This is a genomic window from Mycobacteroides immunogenum (assembly GCF_001605725.1).
In the GTDB taxonomy this organism is placed as follows: domain Bacteria; phylum Actinomycetota; class Actinomycetes; order Mycobacteriales; family Mycobacteriaceae; genus Mycobacterium; species Mycobacterium immunogenum.
The window spans coordinates 5,129,313-5,148,705 of sequence record NZ_CP011530.1 but is presented as its reverse complement, the minus strand read 5'-3'; the positions used below and the strand labels follow the sequence as shown (position 1 = coordinate 5,148,705).

Annotated in this window: 19 protein-coding genes; 14 read left to right on the top strand and 5 right to left on the bottom strand. The window is 64.1% G+C overall.

Going from position 1 to position 19,393, the window contains the following annotated elements; genetic code table 11:
* The first annotated feature begins 339 nt into the window (after window positions 1-339).
* Window positions 340-1,086, top strand: a complete 747-nt coding sequence (locus tag ABG82_RS25450) for a hemophore-related protein (protein WP_043076233.1) — start codon at window positions 340-342, stop codon at window positions 1,084-1,086.
* A gap of 82 nt (window positions 1,087-1,168) precedes the next feature.
* Here the strand turns inward: ABG82_RS25450 and ABG82_RS29190 are convergent, their stop codons facing one another.
* The 5 genes from ABG82_RS29190 to ABG82_RS25425 all read right to left on the bottom strand — a co-directional run bounded on the left by ABG82_RS29190 (window position 1,169) and on the right by ABG82_RS25425 (window position 5,149).
* Entirely contained in the window at window positions 1,169-1,294 is a 126-nt protein-coding gene (locus ABG82_RS29190) for a hypothetical protein (RefSeq protein WP_052510913.1), read from the bottom strand.
* 65 nt (window positions 1,295-1,359) lie between these two features.
* Window positions 1,360-1,752 carry a DUF3054 domain-containing protein gene (locus ABG82_RS25440; protein ID WP_043076234.1) on the bottom strand — a complete coding sequence of 131 codons (393 nt, stop codon included), beginning with the start codon at window positions 1,750-1,752 and terminating at the stop codon, window positions 1,360-1,362.
* Window positions 1,753-1,783: 31 nt separating this feature from the next.
* A complete protein-coding gene (locus tag ABG82_RS25435) occupies window positions 1,784-2,323 on the bottom strand; it encodes a YceI family protein (protein ID WP_043076235.1) in 540 nt (179 codons plus the stop codon).
* Between the two features lie 54 nt (window positions 2,324-2,377).
* Window positions 2,378-3,598: a lysylphosphatidylglycerol synthase transmembrane domain-containing protein gene (locus ABG82_RS25430; protein WP_043076236.1), complete on the bottom strand. Its 1,221-nt coding sequence runs from the start codon at window positions 3,596-3,598 to the stop codon at window positions 2,378-2,380.
* A gap of 27 nt (window positions 3,599-3,625) precedes the next feature.
* On the bottom strand, window positions 3,626-5,149 hold the full coding sequence (locus tag ABG82_RS25425; protein WP_078343629.1) for an adenylate/guanylate cyclase domain-containing protein: 1,524 nt from the start codon (window positions 5,147-5,149) through the stop codon (window positions 3,626-3,628).
* Window positions 5,150-5,314: 165 nt separating this feature from the next.
* Here ABG82_RS25425 and ABG82_RS25420 point away from each other — a divergent pair, with 165 nt between their 5' ends.
* The 13 genes from ABG82_RS25420 (at window position 5,315) to ABG82_RS25360 (ending at window position 19,367) form a co-directional block, all read left to right on the top strand.
* Window positions 5,315-6,193, top strand: coding sequence for an alpha/beta fold hydrolase (locus ABG82_RS25420; protein ID WP_043076237.1), 879 nt, complete (start codon window positions 5,315-5,317; stop codon window positions 6,191-6,193).
* Window positions 6,194-6,214: 21 nt separating this feature from the next.
* Complete coding sequence (locus ABG82_RS25415) at window positions 6,215-7,414, top strand: AI-2E family transporter (RefSeq protein ID WP_043076238.1); 1,200 nt, start codon at window positions 6,215-6,217, stop codon at window positions 7,412-7,414.
* 9 nt (window positions 7,415-7,423) lie between these two features.
* Entirely contained in the window at window positions 7,424-8,599 is a 1,176-nt protein-coding gene (gene macS, locus ABG82_RS25410) for a MacS family sensor histidine kinase (protein ID WP_043076239.1), read from the top strand.
* Between the two features lie 32 nt (window positions 8,600-8,631).
* Complete coding sequence (locus tag ABG82_RS25405; protein ID WP_162269281.1) at window positions 8,632-9,264, top strand: response regulator; 633 nt, start codon at window positions 8,632-8,634, stop codon at window positions 9,262-9,264.
* 450 nt (window positions 9,265-9,714) lie between these two features.
* The gene (locus tag ABG82_RS25400; RefSeq protein ID WP_043076241.1) at window positions 9,715-10,572 is read left to right on the top strand and encodes an MlaE family ABC transporter permease; all 858 of its coding nucleotides are present in this window, start codon (window positions 9,715-9,717) and stop codon (window positions 10,570-10,572) included.
* 1 nt (window position 10,573) lies between these two features.
* Window positions 10,574-11,431, top strand: a complete 858-nt coding sequence (locus ABG82_RS25395) for an MlaE family ABC transporter permease (RefSeq protein WP_043076242.1) — start codon at window positions 10,574-10,576, stop codon at window positions 11,429-11,431.
* The gene (locus tag ABG82_RS25390; protein WP_043076243.1) at window positions 11,432-13,000 is read left to right on the top strand and encodes an MlaD family protein; all 1,569 of its coding nucleotides are present in this window, start codon (window positions 11,432-11,434) and stop codon (window positions 12,998-13,000) included. It begins immediately after the preceding gene.
* The gene (locus ABG82_RS25385) at window positions 13,000-14,067 is read left to right on the top strand and encodes an MlaD family protein (RefSeq protein WP_043076244.1); all 1,068 of its coding nucleotides are present in this window, start codon (window positions 13,000-13,002) and stop codon (window positions 14,065-14,067) included. Before ABG82_RS25390 ends, ABG82_RS25385 begins: the two co-directional genes overlap by 1 nt.
* The gene (locus tag ABG82_RS25380; protein WP_043076245.1) at window positions 14,060-15,106 is read left to right on the top strand and encodes an MlaD family protein; all 1,047 of its coding nucleotides are present in this window, start codon (window positions 14,060-14,062) and stop codon (window positions 15,104-15,106) included. The genes ABG82_RS25385 and ABG82_RS25380 overlap by 8 nt, the downstream gene beginning before the upstream one ends.
* A gap of 5 nt (window positions 15,107-15,111) precedes the next feature.
* Complete coding sequence (locus ABG82_RS25375; RefSeq protein ID WP_407661895.1) at window positions 15,112-16,230, top strand: MlaD family protein; 1,119 nt, start codon at window positions 15,112-15,114, stop codon at window positions 16,228-16,230.
* Entirely contained in the window at window positions 16,230-17,435 is a 1,206-nt protein-coding gene (locus ABG82_RS25370) for an MlaD family protein (protein WP_043076247.1), read from the top strand. The genes ABG82_RS25375 and ABG82_RS25370 overlap by 1 nt, the downstream gene beginning before the upstream one ends.
* The gene (locus tag ABG82_RS25365) at window positions 17,432-18,682 is read left to right on the top strand and encodes an MlaD family protein (protein ID WP_043076248.1); all 1,251 of its coding nucleotides are present in this window, start codon (window positions 17,432-17,434) and stop codon (window positions 18,680-18,682) included. Before ABG82_RS25370 ends, ABG82_RS25365 begins: the two co-directional genes overlap by 4 nt.
* Before the next feature lie 25 nt (window positions 18,683-18,707).
* Window positions 18,708-19,367 carry a TetR/AcrR family transcriptional regulator gene (locus tag ABG82_RS25360; protein WP_043076249.1) on the top strand — a complete coding sequence of 220 codons (660 nt, stop codon included), beginning with the start codon at window positions 18,708-18,710 and terminating at the stop codon, window positions 19,365-19,367.
* Window positions 19,368-19,393 lie beyond the last annotated feature (26 nt).

The window sequence follows — 19,393 nt, the reverse complement described above, 5'->3', positions numbered from 1 at the left end:
TGATTCCTGTCGTTCGGTGTGACGCACGCAGTCTCCTGTGGCGTGGTCGTGATGCTACAGCAACGCGACCACCCTCGCCCCCTGTCTGTATATATCGCGACAACCTGCGGTGACGTGTTTACTAACAGCCCGCCTTGGCGAAAAACGAGTGGTGGCTGGACGTGCTCTTCGCGCTCTCTGGCAACGTTGTGGCGGATCAAAAACGGGATCTTGAAAATCAGAATCTGGCCGACGATAAAGAGTGGGTAACGCTCTGGTGAAGGCGCGCGCCCGTGTTTCGAAATGGCGCCCGATTTCGATACGTTGGCTGTAATCCCGCAACCAAGTAGGAGGAATGTCATGTCAGCCACAACCTCGCGGCGCGCGGCCTATGGCTTGCTGAGCGCAGGTGTTCTCGCTGGCGGGCTCGCGATGAGCGCCCTGGCACCGATTGCCTCGGCCGAACCGGTCCCCCCGACTCCCGCTCCGGCTCCGGCGGTTCCCGCCGCGCCCGCACCCGTTGCCAACGCTGCTGCTCCGGCCGCCGCGACGGTGAATCCGGCGACACCCACCCCGGACGGATGCCAGGCCAGCAAGATGACCAAGACAGTGGGCAACGTCGTGCAGAACGCGGCGACGTATCTGGAGCAGCATCCGGACGTCGATGCGGCGTTCACCGAGATCAAGGCCGCGCCGCAGGATCAGATCGCCACCAAGACGCAGAGCTACCTGGTGTCGCGTCCCGATGTCGCCGCCTCGCTGGGTGGCATCGCCGCACCGCTGAATGAGCTGCGCACCAAGTGCGGTCTGCCGCTGGACCTGGCGCAGGTGGTCAACGGTGGTGGCCTGAACCCGGCCGCCATGGGTGTGAACCCGGCCTTGTTGACGGCGCTGTCGCAGAATCCGGCCGCTCAGCAGGTGGCGCAGAACCCGGCAGCCCAGGCATTGGTACAGAACCCGGCAGTGCAGTCGGCCATCCAGAACCAGGCGCCCGCACCGGCCGCGCCGAACTTCCCACAGGGACCCGGTCCGGCGCCGGGACCGGTGCAACCGGCGGCTCCGGCCGGCCCCGTGGGGACGGGCCCCGCGCCCGGACCGCGCGTCTAGGACCCACCTACGTAAATCGAGTGCGAGCCTGGCACGGGATTCTCAGATTCCCGCGCCGGGCTCGCACTCGGCGTTTTAGGGGCTAGCGGTTGACGGCTTCCTGGCCTGTCGCGGCGGCGATGTCGTCGTGACGATTGAGATAGCGCACCGACAGCAGTACGGCGGCATAGCCGGCGAGGGGCACCAGCACAGCGGCGAGACCTTCCATACCGCCAGCTTGCGTGTGCGCCGGGTGGCTATCCAAGCGTGTTGACGAGATCCTGACGGGGTTCTTCAGCTTTTTGAGACGCGGGCGGCGATCGCGCGCCAGCCCAGCAGGAACAGCGCGGTGACCAGTGACGCCACCACCACAAAGCTGAATGCCACTCCCTGGTTGCTCAGCCTGCGCAAGATCATCCCGAACAGCACGGTGCAGACCCACACCGTGATGCCGGTGGGTGTTATCGACGCCGGGCGCGACCAGCCCCTGCTGAGCGCCCAGCCGGCCCCGGCGCCCGCGAGGAACGGCCAGGCCGTCTGCCACACACCGAGCAATGTGATGCCCTCGGCATGGCTGCGGCGACCGATGGTGCAGAAAACGAAGATGCCGACGACATCCAGTACCACGGCAAGCAGTACCGATGTCGCCGGCTTCTTCGCGAGTGAATCCGGTTGTGCGCTGGGCATTCCCCGACCGTAGCGGGTGCCGCGCGGGCGATCAGTTGGAGGGTGCCTCCGGGTGGCCGGCTTCGATGTTGAAGGTCAGCGTGACCTTCTCGCCGACCAGGCCGGCGCCGCCGTTGATGCCGAAATCGCCGCGGTTGATGGTGGTGCTGGCTTCGAACCCGGCGACGCTGCCGCCCTGTACTCCGGGGCCCACGCCTTCCAGGGACAGGTTCAACGCGACGGGCTGGGTGACGCCGTGCAGGGTCAGCTCGCCGTCGACGATGAAGTCCTCGCCGTCGGCACGCACTGAGGTGGAACGGTAGGTCGCGGTGGCGTGATTGTCGGTGTCGAAGAAGTCGGCCGAGCGCAGGTGGGTGTCGCGCTGGTCGTTCCGGGTGTCCACCGAGGCCACGTCGATGGTGGCGGTCACCGAGGGGGTGCCGTCTTCGGAGACGGTGATTTCGCCGCTGAAGTCGGTAAATGAGCCACGGACCTTCGATACGCCCAGGTGGCGTACGGAGAAGGTGATATCGGAGTGAACCGGGTCGATGGTCCAGGTTCCGGCGGCGAGTGCGGGGGTAGTGGTGGTCATGAGTGCTCCTCAAGTTTGGGTCGGACACTCATGCTAACCGGACTGAGGTCCGCTTTATTTCGGGGGATCCGAAGAATTTTTCGGCGGTGCGTCCGGCGCAGCTCCGGCGTCGGGTTCGGGGTCCTTCGCCGACCCGGGCTTCGCGTCCGGATCGATCTGGCTCTCGTCGCGGAACAGGAAGAAGAAGATGACCCAGCCGATCGCGGAGATAAAGACCCAGCTGACCGCGCGGTAGATGAGCATCGCCGAGATGGCGTCGGGCAGCGTCATCCCGGAGGTCACCAGACCGGGTACCAGGAATGCCTCGACCACCAGCAGACCGCCGGGCATCAGTGGGACCGATCCGGCGGCACGCGCCGCCGCATAGGCCACCATGACACCGACCAACGAGGGGCGGCTGCCCACCGCGTACGCGGCGAAGGCGAGGCAGGCCACATCGGCGATCCAGTTGAACAACGACCAGCCGAATGCCTCACCGAGGGCGCGGCGGGTCAGTGTCACCGCCTCCATCTGCTTGAGCATCTCGCGCCAGCGGGCCACGCCCATCATCGGCGGCTTGCCGCGAAGGTCGTTGACCCAGCGCAAGACCCGCACGCCGATGCCGTCGAGCATCTCTGGCCGAGAGGCCACTGCCTGAGCCAGCACCAGAATGGCCAGCAAGCCACCGATGCTGAAGATCAAGGAGAACGGGTTGGTCTTGGCGCCCAACAGGAAGGCGCCGCCGAGGCCCAGGATGGCCAGCCCGACCGCCTGTAGCACCCCAGACATCACCAGCTGCCACGATGCGACCACCGGCGTGGCGCCCCACAGGCGCTGCTGCCTATAGATAAAGGTGGCCGAGAGCACCGGCCCGCCCGGCAAGGTAGTGCTCAACGCGTTGCCCGCATAGAAGGCGGCCTCGGAACGCCACTGCCGGATCTTCACGCCTGCCGAGCGCAGCAGCGTCCGCTGGATCTGGGCGAAGCTGTGCATCGACGCCATCGCGGCCAGCGCCGCCGCCAGCACCCACCAGGGATTCGCGGTCTTCAGGCTGCGCCAGGCCCGGTCCAGCTGGTCGGAGACGAACCCGATTTCCACCGCGAGCACAATCGCCAGCACGGCCAGGATCGCCCAGCGGATCCACCAGTACTTTCCGCGGCGCTTGATGACGGGTTGGGGAGCGGTGTCCGCTTCGGGATCGTCCGAGCACGAATCCGGGCCGTTTCGGTCGGGCGGCGTACAGCCGCCCTCGAGACGGTCACGATCTCGGTCGTCGGACGGGGGCACGGGCACCACAGTAACGGCGTAGGCTGGTCACTTCTTTCAGGTTCCCGCAGGCCACGCCAGGTGTGTCGCCCTGGTGCGGCCCCGGAGCAGCACAGAGTCGCCGTGATCCCAGTGTTTCTGTTCGTCGGGGTCGGCGAAATACAGCGCGTTGGTGGACGCCAACAGCCGGCTGGGCCGATGTTTGGCGAGCTCGGTCAGGCGGGAGGCCTCGTTCACCGGATCGCCGATCACCGAGTACTCGTAGCGTTCCGTGGCGCCCACGTTTCCGGCGACTGCCAGCCCTGCGGAGACGCCGATCGCGAACTCGAACGGATGCGGGAAATCCTCGCTGAGCCGCTCGCGCAACTCGCGGGCGGCGGCAAGGCATGCGGTGGTGGCATCCGGACGGTGTAGCGGGGCGCCGAACACCGACAGTGCCTCATCTCCCACGAACTTGTTGACGAATCCGCCGCGGCTGTCGACCACCTCCACCACAATGCGGAAGAAGTCGTTGAGGATGGTGAGGACCTCTTCGGGGTCGCGATCGGCGGCCATCGAGGTCGACCCGATCATATCGACGAAGAACACTGCGACATAACGACTTTCGCCGCCAAGATTCGTGCCCAGTTGCAGCGCTTGGCTGGCGACGTCGGCGCCCACATGCTTGCCGAAGAGTTCACGCAGCTGGCGGCGCTCCTCGCCGACCTGCATCATCCGGTTGAATCCCGCCTGCAGTACGCCGAGCTCGCTGCCGTCATAGACCTCGACGCGTGCGTCGAAATTGCCTTGGGCCACCTCATTGATGGCGGTGCGCAGCTGGCGCACCGGGTCGGCCAACTGTCCCGCGGTGAGCAGGGCCAACAGGTAACCGCCGACCAAGGTGAACGAGACGATGGCCACGACGGTGATGGCAAGTGCCCTGATGGACGTCAGGTCATCGGGTTTGAGGGCTGCCATACCGCACAGGGCGATGACGCCGATCGCTGGCGACAGGGTGCCGATCCACCAGCTGAGCCGGATTCGGACGAACACCGACGGGGCGAATCTTCCGTGGAATTCACTGGCGCTCAACGCCTTTGCTGCGATGGGCCGCAAGATGCGCTCGCCCAGCAGGTAGGTCAACCCAAAACTTCCGGCGGCCGCCTGGGTGCTGCCGATGATGGTCGCCAGCGTCCACTTGGAATCGTGCTCGATGCCGGCCCCGATGAAGATGGCGGCGCCGACCGCCCAGAGTGCGAGGTGAACCAGTGACTGTTGCAGTGGAGCCGTGAGAGCGGTGCGGAGTTCGAGTGCTGTCGGCGGCCCACCCCGGCAGTACCAGCGTGCCAGGCGGTGTTCCATGTGTAGCGCCCAACTCACGCTGGTAAGCAGCGTGAAGCCGAAGATCACCCAGAAGATGGGTGGACCGTTCTCGAAAATCCAGTCGTCGGCCGGCCGTTTGAACGGCATGACGTTGCGCAGGAAATAGAACAGTGCGAGCGCGGCCGCGCCGTTGATACCGATCATCGATGCCACGAACACCGTCCAACGGGGGCCCAGCACATGCATGGCCCGAAACCATTCGCGCAGCCGTTCCATCACCCAGGTATTCCGATCGGTCTACTCCCGTTGTACTCCGATTTCTCCGACATGACGAAGCATGCCAGTTCTTGTTGCCCCGCAGCATGCGTATGCCCAGGCTGGGCTGGCGTGAGTGCTCTGGGGACGGTGGTGCCACGGAACCTACTGCGCGGTAGGGTTCGGTCCATGACGCAGCGCAGCATGCCCGCTCTCGATGGTGTGGAGCACCAGTACGTGCAAGCCGGGGACGTGAAAATCCACGTGGCCGTCGCCGGCCCGCAGGATGGACGACCAGTGGTGTTGTTGCACGGCTGGCCCGAGAACTGGTTCATGTGGCACAAGGTGATCCCGGCCTTGGCCGCTGCCGGGTATCGGGTGCATGCCATGGACCTGCGGGGTGCGGGCTGGAGCGAGGTGGCTCCGGCCGGCTACGAGAAGGAGCAGTTCGCCTCCGACGTGCTGGCCGCGGCCGACGCGCTGGGGCTCGATTCCTTTGACTTGGTGGGTCACGACTGGGGCGGCTGGACGGCTCAGCTGGTCGCGCTGAAGGCACCGTCGCGCATTCGGCGGCTGGCCGTGCTCAATATTCCGCCGGTATGGCAGCAGCCAGGCCGGGTGGCCCGGCATGCCCACAAGCTGGCCTACCAGCTCGTGGTGGGAGCTCCGGTCGTCGGGCCCCTCTCCCACCTGTCGCCGACTCTGTGGTGGTTCATTCGCCGCAGCGGTATGCCCAAGGAGTCGGTGGACTTCTTCCGGAGCTGTTTCCGTGATCGCGACCGCCGCGTCGCCGGGTCCAAGATCTACCGGTCCATGGTGGGCAAGGAGTTCGCCAACCTCGCGCGCGGCCCCTACGACGACCAGAAGCTCACCATGCCGGTGCGGGTGCTGTTCGGGCTCGACGACGTGGCCGTGCACCCCTCGCTGCTCGATGGTTTCAAGGACCATGCCGACGATCTGAACATCACCGAAGTGCCGAACTGTGGGCACTTCATCGTCGACGAGCAGCCCGAGTTGGTGGTGAAGTGGCTCTCGGAGGTGCTGGCCGAGCCCGCGCCCAAGGGATAGTTGCTGGGTTAGGCTCGCCCCATGACGCACGTTGACGCCGCCGAGTCGGTTCATCCGTATGTGCGCAAGGGGGCGGCGTGGGCCTGGCGCCTGCTGGTGCTGCTTGCCTTTGGGCTCACCTCTTTGTGGCTGTTCTGGCACCTCAAGACGATCACCATCCCGCTGCTGTTGGCGCTGATGGCCTCGGCGCTGTTGGTTCCGACGGTCAATTACCTTCAGCGGCGCAAGATTCCGCGCTCGCTGGCGGTGGTGGTGGTGCTGCTCACCGGCACCGCGGCGATCGTCGGGATCTTGACGTTCGTGGTGGACCAATTCATCAAGGGTCTGCCGGATCTGTCGGCTCAGCTGACCAACAGCATCGAGTCGCTGAAGAACTGGGCGATACACAGCCGGTTTCACATCAGCGAGGATCAGATCGGCAAGGCCGGCGACGCACTGGTCAACACCATCAAGGACAACCAGGGCAAGGTCACCAGCGGAGCGCTGGCCACGGCTACCACCGTCACCGAGATCATCACCGGCGCCGTGCTGACCCTTTTCACCACCATCTTCTTTCTGTACGGCGGCAAGGAGATCTGGGAGTTTGTCACCCGGATCTTCCCGACGGCGGTGCGGCCGCGGGTGCGCCGGGCCGGGGCCCTGGGCTTCGGATCGCTGATCGGCTACGTGCGCGCCACCGTGGCGGTGGCACTGGTTGACGCCATCGGTATCGGCGTGGGGCTCGCGGCCTTCAGTGTGCCGCTTGCGCTTCCCCTCGCCTCGCTGGTGTTCCTGGGGGCCTTCATCCCGATCATCGGTGCTGCCATCTCCGGGTTCGTCGCGGTGTTCATCGCGCTCATCACCAAGGGCGCCTTCACCGCCGCCATGATCTTGATCATCGTCATCGTGGTGATGCAGGTGGAAGGCCATGTGCTGCAGCCGCTCATCATGGGCCACGCCGTTCAGATCCATGCTCTTGCCGTGGTGCTGGCCATCGCCGCGGGCGGTGTGTTGGGTGGCATCATCGGAGCGCTCCTCGCGGTACCCACGGTCGCGGTGCTCAATACCGCGATTCGCGCGCTCATCGAACCGGATGATTCCGATGATCCGTATCTCCTTGAAGGGGAAGAGGAAGCGGAAGTCTTCGATCCGGAGATGGTGCGCGATGGCGGGCCACCTGCCGTCAGCGCCAAGCCCGGCAACGGAGTGCCGGAGCTGGGCCCGGCTCCGCCCAAGGACTGACGAATTCACATGGCATCCGGAAACGGAACCGTCCCACGGTGGATGAGCGGTAGCGATCCCACAGCGTCGCTCTGGCGTGCCGCACAAGTGTTCCGGTTGGCCAGTTTCGGGTATGCCCTGCTGGCATCGCAATTGGCCTCGTATACCCACTATGACCGGCAGGGACTGAGCTGGGCACTGTATGCCGGGATGGCGATATGGACGGGATTCGCGGCGGTCGCGTTGTCGCGCAACTGGTTCCGGCGCTGGCAGGTGGTGCTGTGCGATCAGGCGATAGTGATCGCGCTGATGCTCGCCGGGCGCTTGGTCGTCGATGTCCAGTGGTACAGCGGACACCAAACCCTTCCGACGACGCTGTGGGTAGCCAACGCGGTGGTGTCGATGGGCTTGCTGCGGGGGCAGCTCGCCGGTGTCATTTCCGGTTTCGTGCTGGCGGCGATCAGCATTGCCGCGCGTGGACTGCCGGTCAGCGCGTTATGGCTCGATGCCACCATGCCGGCATTGGTGGTGGTGGGGCTCGCGATCGGGGCGGCGTCGACCACCGCGAAGCGCACCTTCCACGAGCTGAGGCGCGCCGAACGGGCGGCCGCGGCCGCGATCGAGCGCGAACGACTGTCCCGTCAAGTCCATGACGGGGTGCTGCAGGTGTTGTCCTATGTGAAACGCAGGGGCACCGAGATCGGCGGTCCGACGGCTGAATTGGCCGCCATCGCGGGAGAACAGGAGATCGCGCTGCGCGAGCTCATCTCCGGTGCGACCCAGACGACCTTCGCCGACGACGAGTTGGTGGATCTGCGTCCGCTGCTACGCACGCAAGCCAGCACCACGGTCTCTGTCTCCGCCCCGGGCTCACCGGTGCTGATCGGCCAGCACATGGCCAGTGAACTGGCGGCTGTGGTGCGTAGCGCATTGTCCAATGTGGCGTTGCACGCGGGACCGGAAGCGCATGCGTACGTGTTGATCGAGGACCTGGAGGACTCGGTGGTGGTGACGGTGCGCGATGACGGCAGCGGTATCGCCGACGGGAGGCTGGATCAAGCCGAGCGGGAAGGGCGGATGGGGGTGTCTCGGTCCATTCTGGGCCGGGTCGCAGACCTGGGCGGGGCCGTCTTGCTGGAGACAGCCCCGGGAGCCGGCACCGAATGGGAGATCACGGTTCCCAAGTCTCAGGAGGTGGGGGTATGACAGAAGGAATTGGGCAAGAACAGATTTCGGTAATGGTCGTCGATGACCATCCCATGTGGCGGGACGGGGTTTCTCGTGACCTGCAGGCGGCTGGGCTGCGGGTGGTGGCCACCGCTGACGGTGTCGCGTCATCGGGCCGGATCGCGGCGACGGTGAAACCCGATGTGGTGTTGATGGATATGCAGCTGACGGACGGAGACGGCGCGCAGGCCACCGCCGCGGTGCTGGCGGCGTCGCCGGACAGTCATATCTTGGTGCTCTCGGCGTCCGCTGAACGTGAGGATGTGCTGGAAGCTGTGAAGGCTGGCGCAACCGGCTACCTGGTCAAAAGTGCTTCGGCCGTGGAGCTTATCGACGCGGTGAAGGCCACCGCCAAGGGGCAGGCGGTGTTCACACCGGGTCTGGCCGGGCTGGTGCTCGGTGAATTCCGGCGCATGTCGAGCGCGCCGGTCACGGATGCCGACGAGCCCCCCCGACTCTCCGATCGAGAGACCGAGGTGTTGCGGCTCGTGGCGAAGGGATTGAGTGCCAAACAGATTGCCACCCGTCTCTCGCTGAGTCACCGGACCGTCGAGAACCATGTGCAATCGACCCTGCGCAAGCTGCAGCTGGGTAATCGGGTGGAGCTGACGCGATACGCGATAGAGCACGGGCTCGACGAGTAGGCCCGCGGCCGCGAGCTATCTACATATGTGCATATAGCAAACAGCTCAGGCATGAGGGTACGCGTCGGGAGCAGTGATGCGGGACCTGGTGCTTCGGTGGTAGCGGCCGGTGGTCGGCAATCCGGGGCGATTTTGGGCAATGCGGGTGTGGTGGCGCGGCGGCAACCAGCCGGACCGGCTTCAGGGTTGAGAACGCCCCCAAAAGACCGTGTTCACTACGTAATTCGCTGCGGAATCGGCGTGGGTGCAGACGGGCCCGCTATCACTTTTCGCTACATGTGACTCTACTCACAGTACACCGATCGGTGTGATTTAGAATATGACCGACTATTCAATTAACGATTGATCATTTATCGTCAACGCTCATTGGCGCCGCAGCCCTTCGTGCGCCAGCGAATGCCGGTTCACCGAGGAGTCTGGAATGCGTCGTGCGCTGTGTCTGGGTGCGTCGTGACAGCACCCGGCGGACGAGTGGCGGCCGATGACGGCGCCGCGGCAATCCAGGACTGGGCCACCGGATATGTCAGACGCCACCCGCTGGAGTCCCTGAGCACGGTCGGGGAACAGTTCATGCTGGGCGTCCGCACGATCCAGTGGTTCTTCGTCGATCTGTTCACCGGGCAGTTCCAATGGCAGGAATTCGTCAGGCAGGGTGCCTTCCAGGCCGCCACCGCCGTCATGCCGGTCATTTTGGTGACCCTGCCGATCGGTGTCACTCTGTCGATCCAATTTGCCCTGCTCGCGGGACAAGTGGGTGCGACGTCATTGGCGGGGGCAGCCAGTGGCATCGCAATCATCCGGCAGGCGGCCTCTTTGGTGGCAGCGGTGTTGATGGCATCGGCAGTGGGTTCGGCGATCACAGCCGATCTCGGTTCGCGCACCATGCGTGAAGAAACCGACGCCATGGAGGTTATGGGTGTCTCGGTGATTCGGCGATTGGTGGTGCCCCGATTCGCGGCGGCGATCATGATCGCGGTGGCGCTGACCGCAGTGGTCTGCTTCGTTGGATTCCTTGGTGCATACCTGTTTAACGTCTACTGGCAAGGTGGCGCACCCGGCAGTTTTGTGTCCACATTCGCATCCTTCGCCACCCCCGATGACATGGTGCTGGCGGTGGTGAAGGCCATCATCTACGGCGCCATCGTGGCCGTAGTGTCGTGTCAGAAGGGTCTGTCCACCCGGGGCGGACCCATCGGTGTTGCGAACTCCGTGAATGCCGCGGTGGTCGAGTCGATCTTGCTGTTGATGGTTGTCAACGTCGCGATCAGCCAGCTCTACATCATGATGTTCCCGCGGACGGGGCTGTGAGATGACGGTATCGAGCTATCTCTCACCGGGGCGCCGCCCGTTCATTCTCATCTACAACAGGATCCGCCGGCCGTTGATGCGGTTCGGCCATATGGTGGCCTTTTTCTTCCGGGCGCTGGGCGGCATCCCGGTGGTGTTGCGGCAGTACCCCAAGGAGTTTCTCCGCCACCTCTCCGATATCGCCTGGGGCAATGGCTCCTTGGTGGTGGGTGGGGGAACCGCGGGAGTAGCGCTGGTGCTGGGGGTCACCGCGGGCGCGCTGGTGGCCATCGAGTCGTACAACTTCTTGGACCTGCTCGGTCTGGGACCCGCCACCGGCATCATCAGCTCACTGGCCAGCACCCGCGAACTCGCACCCATCATGGCCTCTTTGGCGTTCGCGATGCAGGCGGGTTGCCGCTTCACCGCCCAACTGGGTTCGATGCGGATCGCCGAGGAAATCGATGCCATGGATTCGGTTGCCATTCGGCCGATTCCGTTTCTGGTGACCACCCGGCTGATGGCCGCCATCATTGCGGTCATTCCGCTGTACCTGGCCTGCCTCGCGATCAGCTACCTGTCCTGCCAGGTGATGGTGGGGATTCTCAGTGGCGGCTCGGTGGGGTCGTATCTGCACTACTTCGGTATCGGCGTCAGTGGCATCGACATCGTGTACTCGATCATCAAGACGGTCGTGTTCGTCTGGATCGCTTCGACGGTCCAGTGCTACTACGGCTTCTATGCCAGCGGTGGTCCGGAGGGCGTCGGCATTGCCGCCGGGCATGCCATGCGCTCGGCCATCACCGTCGTGGTGATGGTGAACATGTTGCTGACCATGGCGCTGTGGAGCGTGGACGCCGGCGCCAGGCTCGGTGGCTAGATGCCGAACCCCTTCGAGGTGGATGGGCGCGGCCCATCCGGTAACCAGCTGCTGACCCTCGCGGTTGTGACGCTTACGTCGATCGCGGCACTCACCGCTGTCATGCTCTTGAAATCTGCAGGACGGCTTAATGATTACGTTAGCGTGGTCGCCGACCTGACGAATGTCGGCGACGGACTGCCGCAGAAGTCGGACGTGAAGTATCACGGCGTGCTGGTCGGCGAGGTCGACAATGTGACCCCGGCGACCGGCCACCAGCCGAACTATGTGTACATCAATCTGAAACCGGAGTACGCCGGGTCGATTCCGTCGACGGCTACCGCGCGCGTGGTGCCGAGCAATGTGTTCGCGGTGTCCTCGGTGCAGCTGGTGGATCGCGGGGCCGGTGCGCCCATCCGGGCCGGGGCTCACATCGCCGAAGATCAAGAGCTGCCCACGGTGCTCTTCCAGACCACGGTGAGCAAGTTGCGCGATGTCCTCAATGCCACTGGCCGTGGCCGCGATGACAATTCGGTGGGAATCCTGGCCGCGGTGGGAGCTGCCACCGACAGCCGCCGGACCAAGCTACTCACCGGTGGTGCCCAGCTACACAGGCTCATCGACGAGCTGAACGCGATTGTCGCCACCGATACCGGGCCGTCAACGGCTTCGGCACTTCTTGACGCCGCCGAGGGCCTCAAACACAGTGCTCCCGACCTGCTCGACTCACTGCACCAGGCCGTGCAACCCATGCAGACCCTTGCGGAAAAGCGCGAGCAACTGACGGCTTTGGTACACGCCGGGCTGACCACAGTGGGCACCAACAAGCAGGCCTTTGACAACCACACGGACCAGCTCATCGGCATCACCACCGGGCTCACCCCGCCGATCGGCGTCTTTGCCAAGAACGCCGACAAGTTCGTCCCGATCTTCCGGAACATCAACAAGATGTCACGGAACTGGTTCGAGCAGATGTGGATGGCGGACCGAGACCTTGTCAACATGCCGATCGCTGTCACCTTGGCGCCGAGCTACACCTACACCCGCGCCGACTGTCCTCGATACGGAGACCTGAAGGGCCCGAGCTGTTTTACCGCCCCCGAGCAGGTAGTGCGGCCGGACCTTCCCGAGACACTCCTGCCGCAGAACTACAAGCCACCCGCGGATCTGGCGCCGCCTGCCGGCACGGAGATCGGCCCCAACGGAAACCTGGTCGCGGTCGGCCCTCCGCGAGTTGTTCCCCCGGGCGGACCGAATCTGGCCGACCCCAACCCGCCGCTACCGCCGTGGCAGCCCTACCCGTTGCCCCGAGTGCCCGGTACCACCGATCCCGACGACCTGGAGCCGCCACCGGCACCGGCCGTGCCCCCGATACCGCCCGCGCCGGTGGCTCCCGGTGGTATCAACGGGGCGGGCCGGCCCGCCCTGGCCCCTGCCTCGTACGGCGGAAACGTCGGCCCCGTCGGCAGCCGTGGTGAGCGGGACCAGCTCGGTGTGATCGCCGGTGGCTCAGCGACTTCCGCCACTCAATTGCTACTCGGCCCCGTGGCCAGGGGAAACGCAGTGTCGTTCGTCAAGGAAGGAGCCTGATGAGATTCCGTGGTCCATTGATCGGTCTGACGGTCTTTATGACGGTGGCCCTGACGCTCGGCTGGTTGGTCTACGCCACGCTGCTTCGTGAGGTATCGGGAAGCACCACCGCCTATTCGGCGCGCTTCACCGACGTGTACGGATTGCGTGAAGGTGACGACGTGCGCATGGCCGGTGTGCGGGTCGGTCGCGTCGAGAAGATCGAGCTGGTGGACAACGAGCAGGCCCGAGTCGACTTCGTGGTCCAGAACGAGCAGCGGTTGTACGGCAACACCATTGCCTCGGTGACCTACCAAAACATCGTGGGCCAGCGCTATCTGGGCCTGTCGCCGGGGAAGTCCGGCGACCCCGCCAGCAGCACAGTGCTGCCGGCGGGAGCGACCATCCCGGTCGAGCGCACCGACCCGTCTTTCGACGTCACCACCCTGCTCAACGGATACGAGCCACTGTTCAGCACCCTCTCGCCCGAGCAGGCCGACAACCTCACCAAGGGTGTGATTCAGTCGCTGCAGGGAGACAACGCGTCCATCGTCACCCTGATCAGCCAGACATCCACGCTGACAAAGACATTCGCAGGACGCGATCAGGCGCTGGGTAACGCGATCACCAGTCTGAACACCGTGACCGGCAATCTGGCGCAGCAGAACGAGAGCTTGGACAAGGTGCTCACCCAGACGCGCCAGATGGTGTCGGATCTGGACGCCAGGCGCCCCGAGCTGGTGTCCTCGGCGGGCTCGCTGGCACAGACCATGCGCCGCCTGTCGAAGATCACCAACGACGTGTTTCCGTCGCTGGACGAGATCATCACTCGACAGCCAGGATTCAGCAAGCATGTGGTGGGCATTGAACCGCAGTACGCCTTTCTTGGGGACAACCTGCCGATTGTGCTGAAAGGCCTGTCGCGCTTCTACTCCGAGGGCGCCTTCATCAACGTCTACATGTGCGATCTGAACATCACCGGCTTCTTTCCCGGCCTCAACGACGTGATTCCGATCATCGTCAACGCGGCGACCCCGGGGAACGTGGCTCAGTACACCCCGCGATGCAGGAACATGGCTAATGGCTGAGCTATCCAGGTGGCAGAAGATCAAGAACCGGCCGGTCGAGACCTATAACAAGACCTGGCTGGGATTCATCGCCATCGCGGTCATCGCGAGTCTTATCGGTGCGATGCTGCTGGTGAAGGCGATGGGCCTGGGTTACGTGAGTTACACCGCCGAATTCGTCCAGGCAGCCTCACTGCGGCCGGGTCAGCCGATCACCGTGGCGGGCATCCCTGTCGGGAACGTCACGAGCATGAAGCTGGTGGGCGATCATGTCGAGGCCGGGCTGAAGGTCCGTGACGACATTCGTCTGGGTAAGGACACCAAGGCCTCGATCAGGGTCACCACCATCTTGGGGTCTCGCTACCTCGATGTACGGCCCAGGGGCGCGGGATCGCTGCCGGGTAAGACAATTGATCTGGCGCATACCGAGGTTCCCTACGATCTGCAGGCCGCGCTGGCAGGGGCGACAAATACCTTCGAGCAGGTCGATTTCGACAAGGTGGCGCAGTCCCTCAGCGTGCTGGGTACCCAGTTGCAGGGATTGCCGGATGTCGTTCCGCGCGCGATGGAGAACATTCAGTCGCTGTCTTCGGTCATCGCCGATCGGCGCGACCAGTTGGGCACATTGCTCAAGAGCACCGAAAAGGTGACCAGCACACTGCGGCGGCAGCAGTCCGGTATCGGAGTCCTGATCAATCAAGGGCAGGACATCCTCGAAGAGATTGTGACGCGCCGCAACACCTTTCATGCGATGCTGCAGTCATTCACCAATCTGGTTGAGCAGCTGAGCAAGGTTGTGGTCACGGACCGCGCGCAGCTCAACGCGATGCTTAAGACGGCACGTGAACTCTCGGACATGCTGGGTAAACACGACGACTTGCTGCGTAGCCTGTACCCGATCGCGCCGGTTCTGATACGCGGTATCGCCAACTCCACCGGCACCGGCAACGCCGTCGACATCAACCTTACGAACGGTTTATTGGTCGATTCATGGATGTGCGCGATCAGCGGGCGCGCCAAGCAATTCGGAATGATCCCGTACTTCAAGGACTGTAAGTGATGAGCATGGGCGGCAAAGGCAGACGGCTGATCGCGGCAGTCGGTGCGTCGGCGGTATTGGTCGGCGCCATCGTTGGGGTGGGCGTGTTTTGGGCGAAGTCGGCGACCGACCACATCACCCTGACTGCTCAATTCGAGAGCGCCTCGGGTCTTTATGAATCCAATGTGGTTGCCGTGTTGGGCATGCCGGTGGGCAAGGTCACCAAGATCACGCCCATGCCGGGTTACGTCGAGGTGCAGTTCACCGTCGACAAGAGTGTGCAGGTGCCCGTCGATGCGCAGGCAGTCACGTTGTCCACATCGATACTGACCGACCGTCAGGTGGAGTTGTCGCCGCCGTACCGCGGTGGTCCCACGCTGAAGGACGGCGACACCATTGGGCTGGATCACACCAAAACCCCGGTGGAGTTCGACCGCGTGTTGGGCATGCTGGACCGACTCTCGTTATCTCTCAAGGGTGATGGCAAGGGGCAGGGGCCGGTGGCCGATGTCATCAACCCGGCGGCCCGGGTTGCCGACGGCAACGGAGAGAAGATCAAGGCCGGCCTCGGCGAGTTGTCCAAGGCTTTGCGGTTGAGCTCGGAAGGGGGAACGACCACCCGCGAGCAGCTGACGGCCATCATCAAAAACGTCAGTTCGCTGTTCGACGCGGCAGCCGCCAACGATGGCAAGCTGCGTGAATTCGCCTCCACAGTGCATCAACTGAGCCAGATCCTCGATGAGGAGGCATTGGGCACCGGTTCTACCGGCCGTAGGTTCAACGAACTGGTCAAGCAGGCCGGTGACATCGTCGAGGCGAATCGCGACCACCTCAAACAGACCATCCTGAATTCGAATACCGCTCTCAAGGCGGTGGTTGACCATGAGCGGGATATCTCCGAGTGGATCGACGTCCAACCGCTGGCCTGGGACAACATGTACAACGCCGTGGACCAGGACAACAAGCGGTTACGGGTTCGGTTCATGACAGACCGCCTGCTGTTCGAGAGCCAGATGGACAAGGAGATCTGCAACATGATGGGGCTGCGCCAATTGGGCTGCAGCACTGGAACATTGCAAGACTACGGACCAGATTTCGGCTTGACCTATGTGCTGGACGGACTCGCGGCGATGGGGCAGAAGTAATGGCGGCGCGGACGGCACGGATGGTGCTGACAACGTTGATGACTGCCACCATCCTCAGCGGATGTGCCACCAACGGGCTGGGCGACCTCCCGTTACCGGCGCCCGGTATCGGCAGTGGGGGATACCGCCTCACCGCGCTGTTCGCGAATGTGCTGAATCTGCCCGACAGTGCGAAGGTGAAGCTGGCCGGCGCCGACGTGGGACAGGTCGACGAGATGCACGTGCGCAACTTCACGGCCGTCACCACGCTCCGGATTCTCGAAGGTGTCCGACTGCCCAAGGGAAGTACCGCCGAGTTGCGTTCGGCCACACCACTCGGCGATGTCTTTGTGTCGATCCGGCCTCCGGAGGGGGCGATCATCGATGGCCCGTTGCTCAAAGACGGGGATACGATCGGCCTGGACTCCACGACCGCCGCCGCGACCGTGGAGTCTGTGCTCAGCTCGGCCGCATTGGCCTCCAATGGCGGCGCGGTACGCAACTTGACCAACGTGGTCAATGGTTTCGGTAAAGCCACCGGTGATCAAGGACGAGCCTTTGGTGATCTGCTCAACGACTCCAATCGGCTACTGGCAACGCTGAACTCGCGTTCGGCGCAGATTTCTGAGGCCCTCACGCAGACATCGCAATTGGCCGACCAGGTAGATGCCAAGAATCAGGTCGTCACCGATATCGTGAAGGCGGCCGGGCCGGCGACGGAGACCTTGGCCTCCAACACGGCGCAGCTGTCCGAACTGCTGTTGATGCTGGGCGACACGACGCGCCAGCTGCAGAAATTCCCGTCGATAGCCGGCACCGACACCAGTGGCCGCAGCATCATTGCCGACGCGAACACGGTGGCCAAGGCGTGGAATGACGTGGCGCTGGATCCCGACACCAGCCTGGCGGCATTCAACCGAATTTTTCCCACGGCTATCAAAGCGACTGCGGGAAATGCGCTTTCGCTGCATGCTTCGCTGGATCAGCTGGTACTCGGTTCGATACCCGACGTGGGTTCCTACGCCGATATCGGCATGCATGGGCCCAAACGCTACAACTGGGCGCAGCTGGCGGGCTCGGTCAAGTACACGCTGTGGCGTCTGCAGGAACGGGTCGTCGGCAAGGGTGCGTTCGGACAAGACACTCCGGTGCGGCCCAGTCCCACCGAGCCTGGTGTGATCGAACCCGTCCCACCCGTGGCGGCGGCGCCGGGACCAGGGCGATGATCAACGCCGTCGCGAATGTTGTGGTTGGCGCGGTACGCGCCGGTCACCGCCAGAAGTCGGCACTGTCGACATTGGCGCTGGTGCTCACCTTGGTGCTGGCGGTGACGTATCTATGCGTCGGGGCGTTGCGCGCCAACCCTTTTGCCTCCACGTACCGAGTGACGGTGAAGTTGAGTGAATCGGGTGGACTGCTGCCGCGTCAGGATGTCGCGCTACGCGGTGTCAAGATCGGCACCGTGGACACCCTGCGAATCACTCCGCAGGGTGTCGAGGCAACGGCCGAGATCCTGTCGAAGTACAAGATCCCCACGGCGGCCAGGGTGCGCGTCACGGGTCTGTCGGCCGGTGGTGAGCAGTACATCAACTTCGAAGGCACGCCGGGCCAGCAAGGCCCGTATCTGGCAGACGGCAGCGTGATCAGCGACGGAGTGCAGGTGCCGGTGACGTTGGCCAAATTGCTGGCCGACGCGGACGGGGTGCTGGCCCAGGTTGATCCCAGGAAGCTTGCGACCATCAAGAAAGAGCTAGGGCTGAGCAAGGAGGGCCCGCGCAAGCTCACCGAGATCATCGACGGCGGCACCTTTTTGTTGAGCACTCTTGATTCGGTGCTGCCCGAGACCACCAAACTGCTCAAAACCAGCCGCGTGGTGCTGACCCTGGCCGCCGACAAGAGCGCCGGGATCCAGGCGACCGCGGACAGCTTGGGCCGGACGCTGCGTGGTGTGTCGAGGATGCAGAACGGCTATCGCACACTCATCGATCAGACACCGAAAACCCTGAGTGCCGTCGACAATCTCTTCAGCGATAACTCCGACACCATGGTGCAGCTGCTGGCCAGCTTGGCCACGACGTCGCAGATGCTCTACGTGCGTACACCTGCCATCAACGCGTTCTTCCCGAACTATCGCGGGTCTACTTTCGGTGCGATCGCAGACACCATGCGCGACAACGGCATCTGGGTTACCGCCGACCTGTATCCGCGGTATGCCTGTGACTACGGCACCCCGCGGGTCCCGCCGTCATCGGCCGATTTCCCCGAGCCGCCGGTGCATACCTACTGTGCCGATGACGATCCGGCGGTACTGATTCGTGGGGCGAAGAACGCGCCGCGGCCCGCGGGAGACGACACCGCAGGGCCGCCCGCGGGAGCTGATCTGGCCAAGACCACCGATCCGACCCCGAAGGGCAGGTTCACCGTCCCGACTCCTCCGGGCGGTCCGACACTGCCCATCGAACCTCCGCGGTGATCGAGGCACGCGGTGGGAGCGATAGATGGATGAGGAAGGCGACGCGACCGCCGCGCGCAAGCGCCTGCCCAGGGGGCAGGGCTGGCAGTTGCGTCAGCAGATCATCGACACGGCGCTGGATCTCATCCTCAGCTCGGGTGAGGCGCGTGCCCCGTCGGCGCGTGAATTGACACGAGCGCTGGGCATCACCGCGCCCTCGTTGTACCGGCATTTTTCGAGCACCGACGAATTGGCCGACGCTTTGTGTGCGCGGTACTTCGAACAGCTCGGGGAAGAGCTGCAGCGGGCGACCCTCAACATCTCCACGGCGCTGGAGCGGTTGCACGTGCTGGGGCTGGCCTACGTGCGGTACGCGGCGGAGAATCCACTGCTGTACCGCTTCGCCACTGCCAGCCCTCCCCGGCTCGGCGCGGAATCGGACGAAATACTCAGCAGCTCAGCTTTTTTGCACCTACGAGATGTGGTGCAACAACTCGTCGATGAAGAACGGTTCCCCCGCGGCAACACACTGCGATCAGCATTGCAGCTGTGGGCGACGACGCACGGTGTCGCCTCGCTGTTGGTGACGAGACCGCACCTGCCGTGGGGTGAACAGGAGTCGTTCGCATCCCGCACCCTGCGAGCGGCATACCTCGGGCATGTCATGACCCAATTCTCAGATCGCGCGGGCAGCGGTGATGAGTAGAGCTACCTAGCACCGTGAGAAACCCC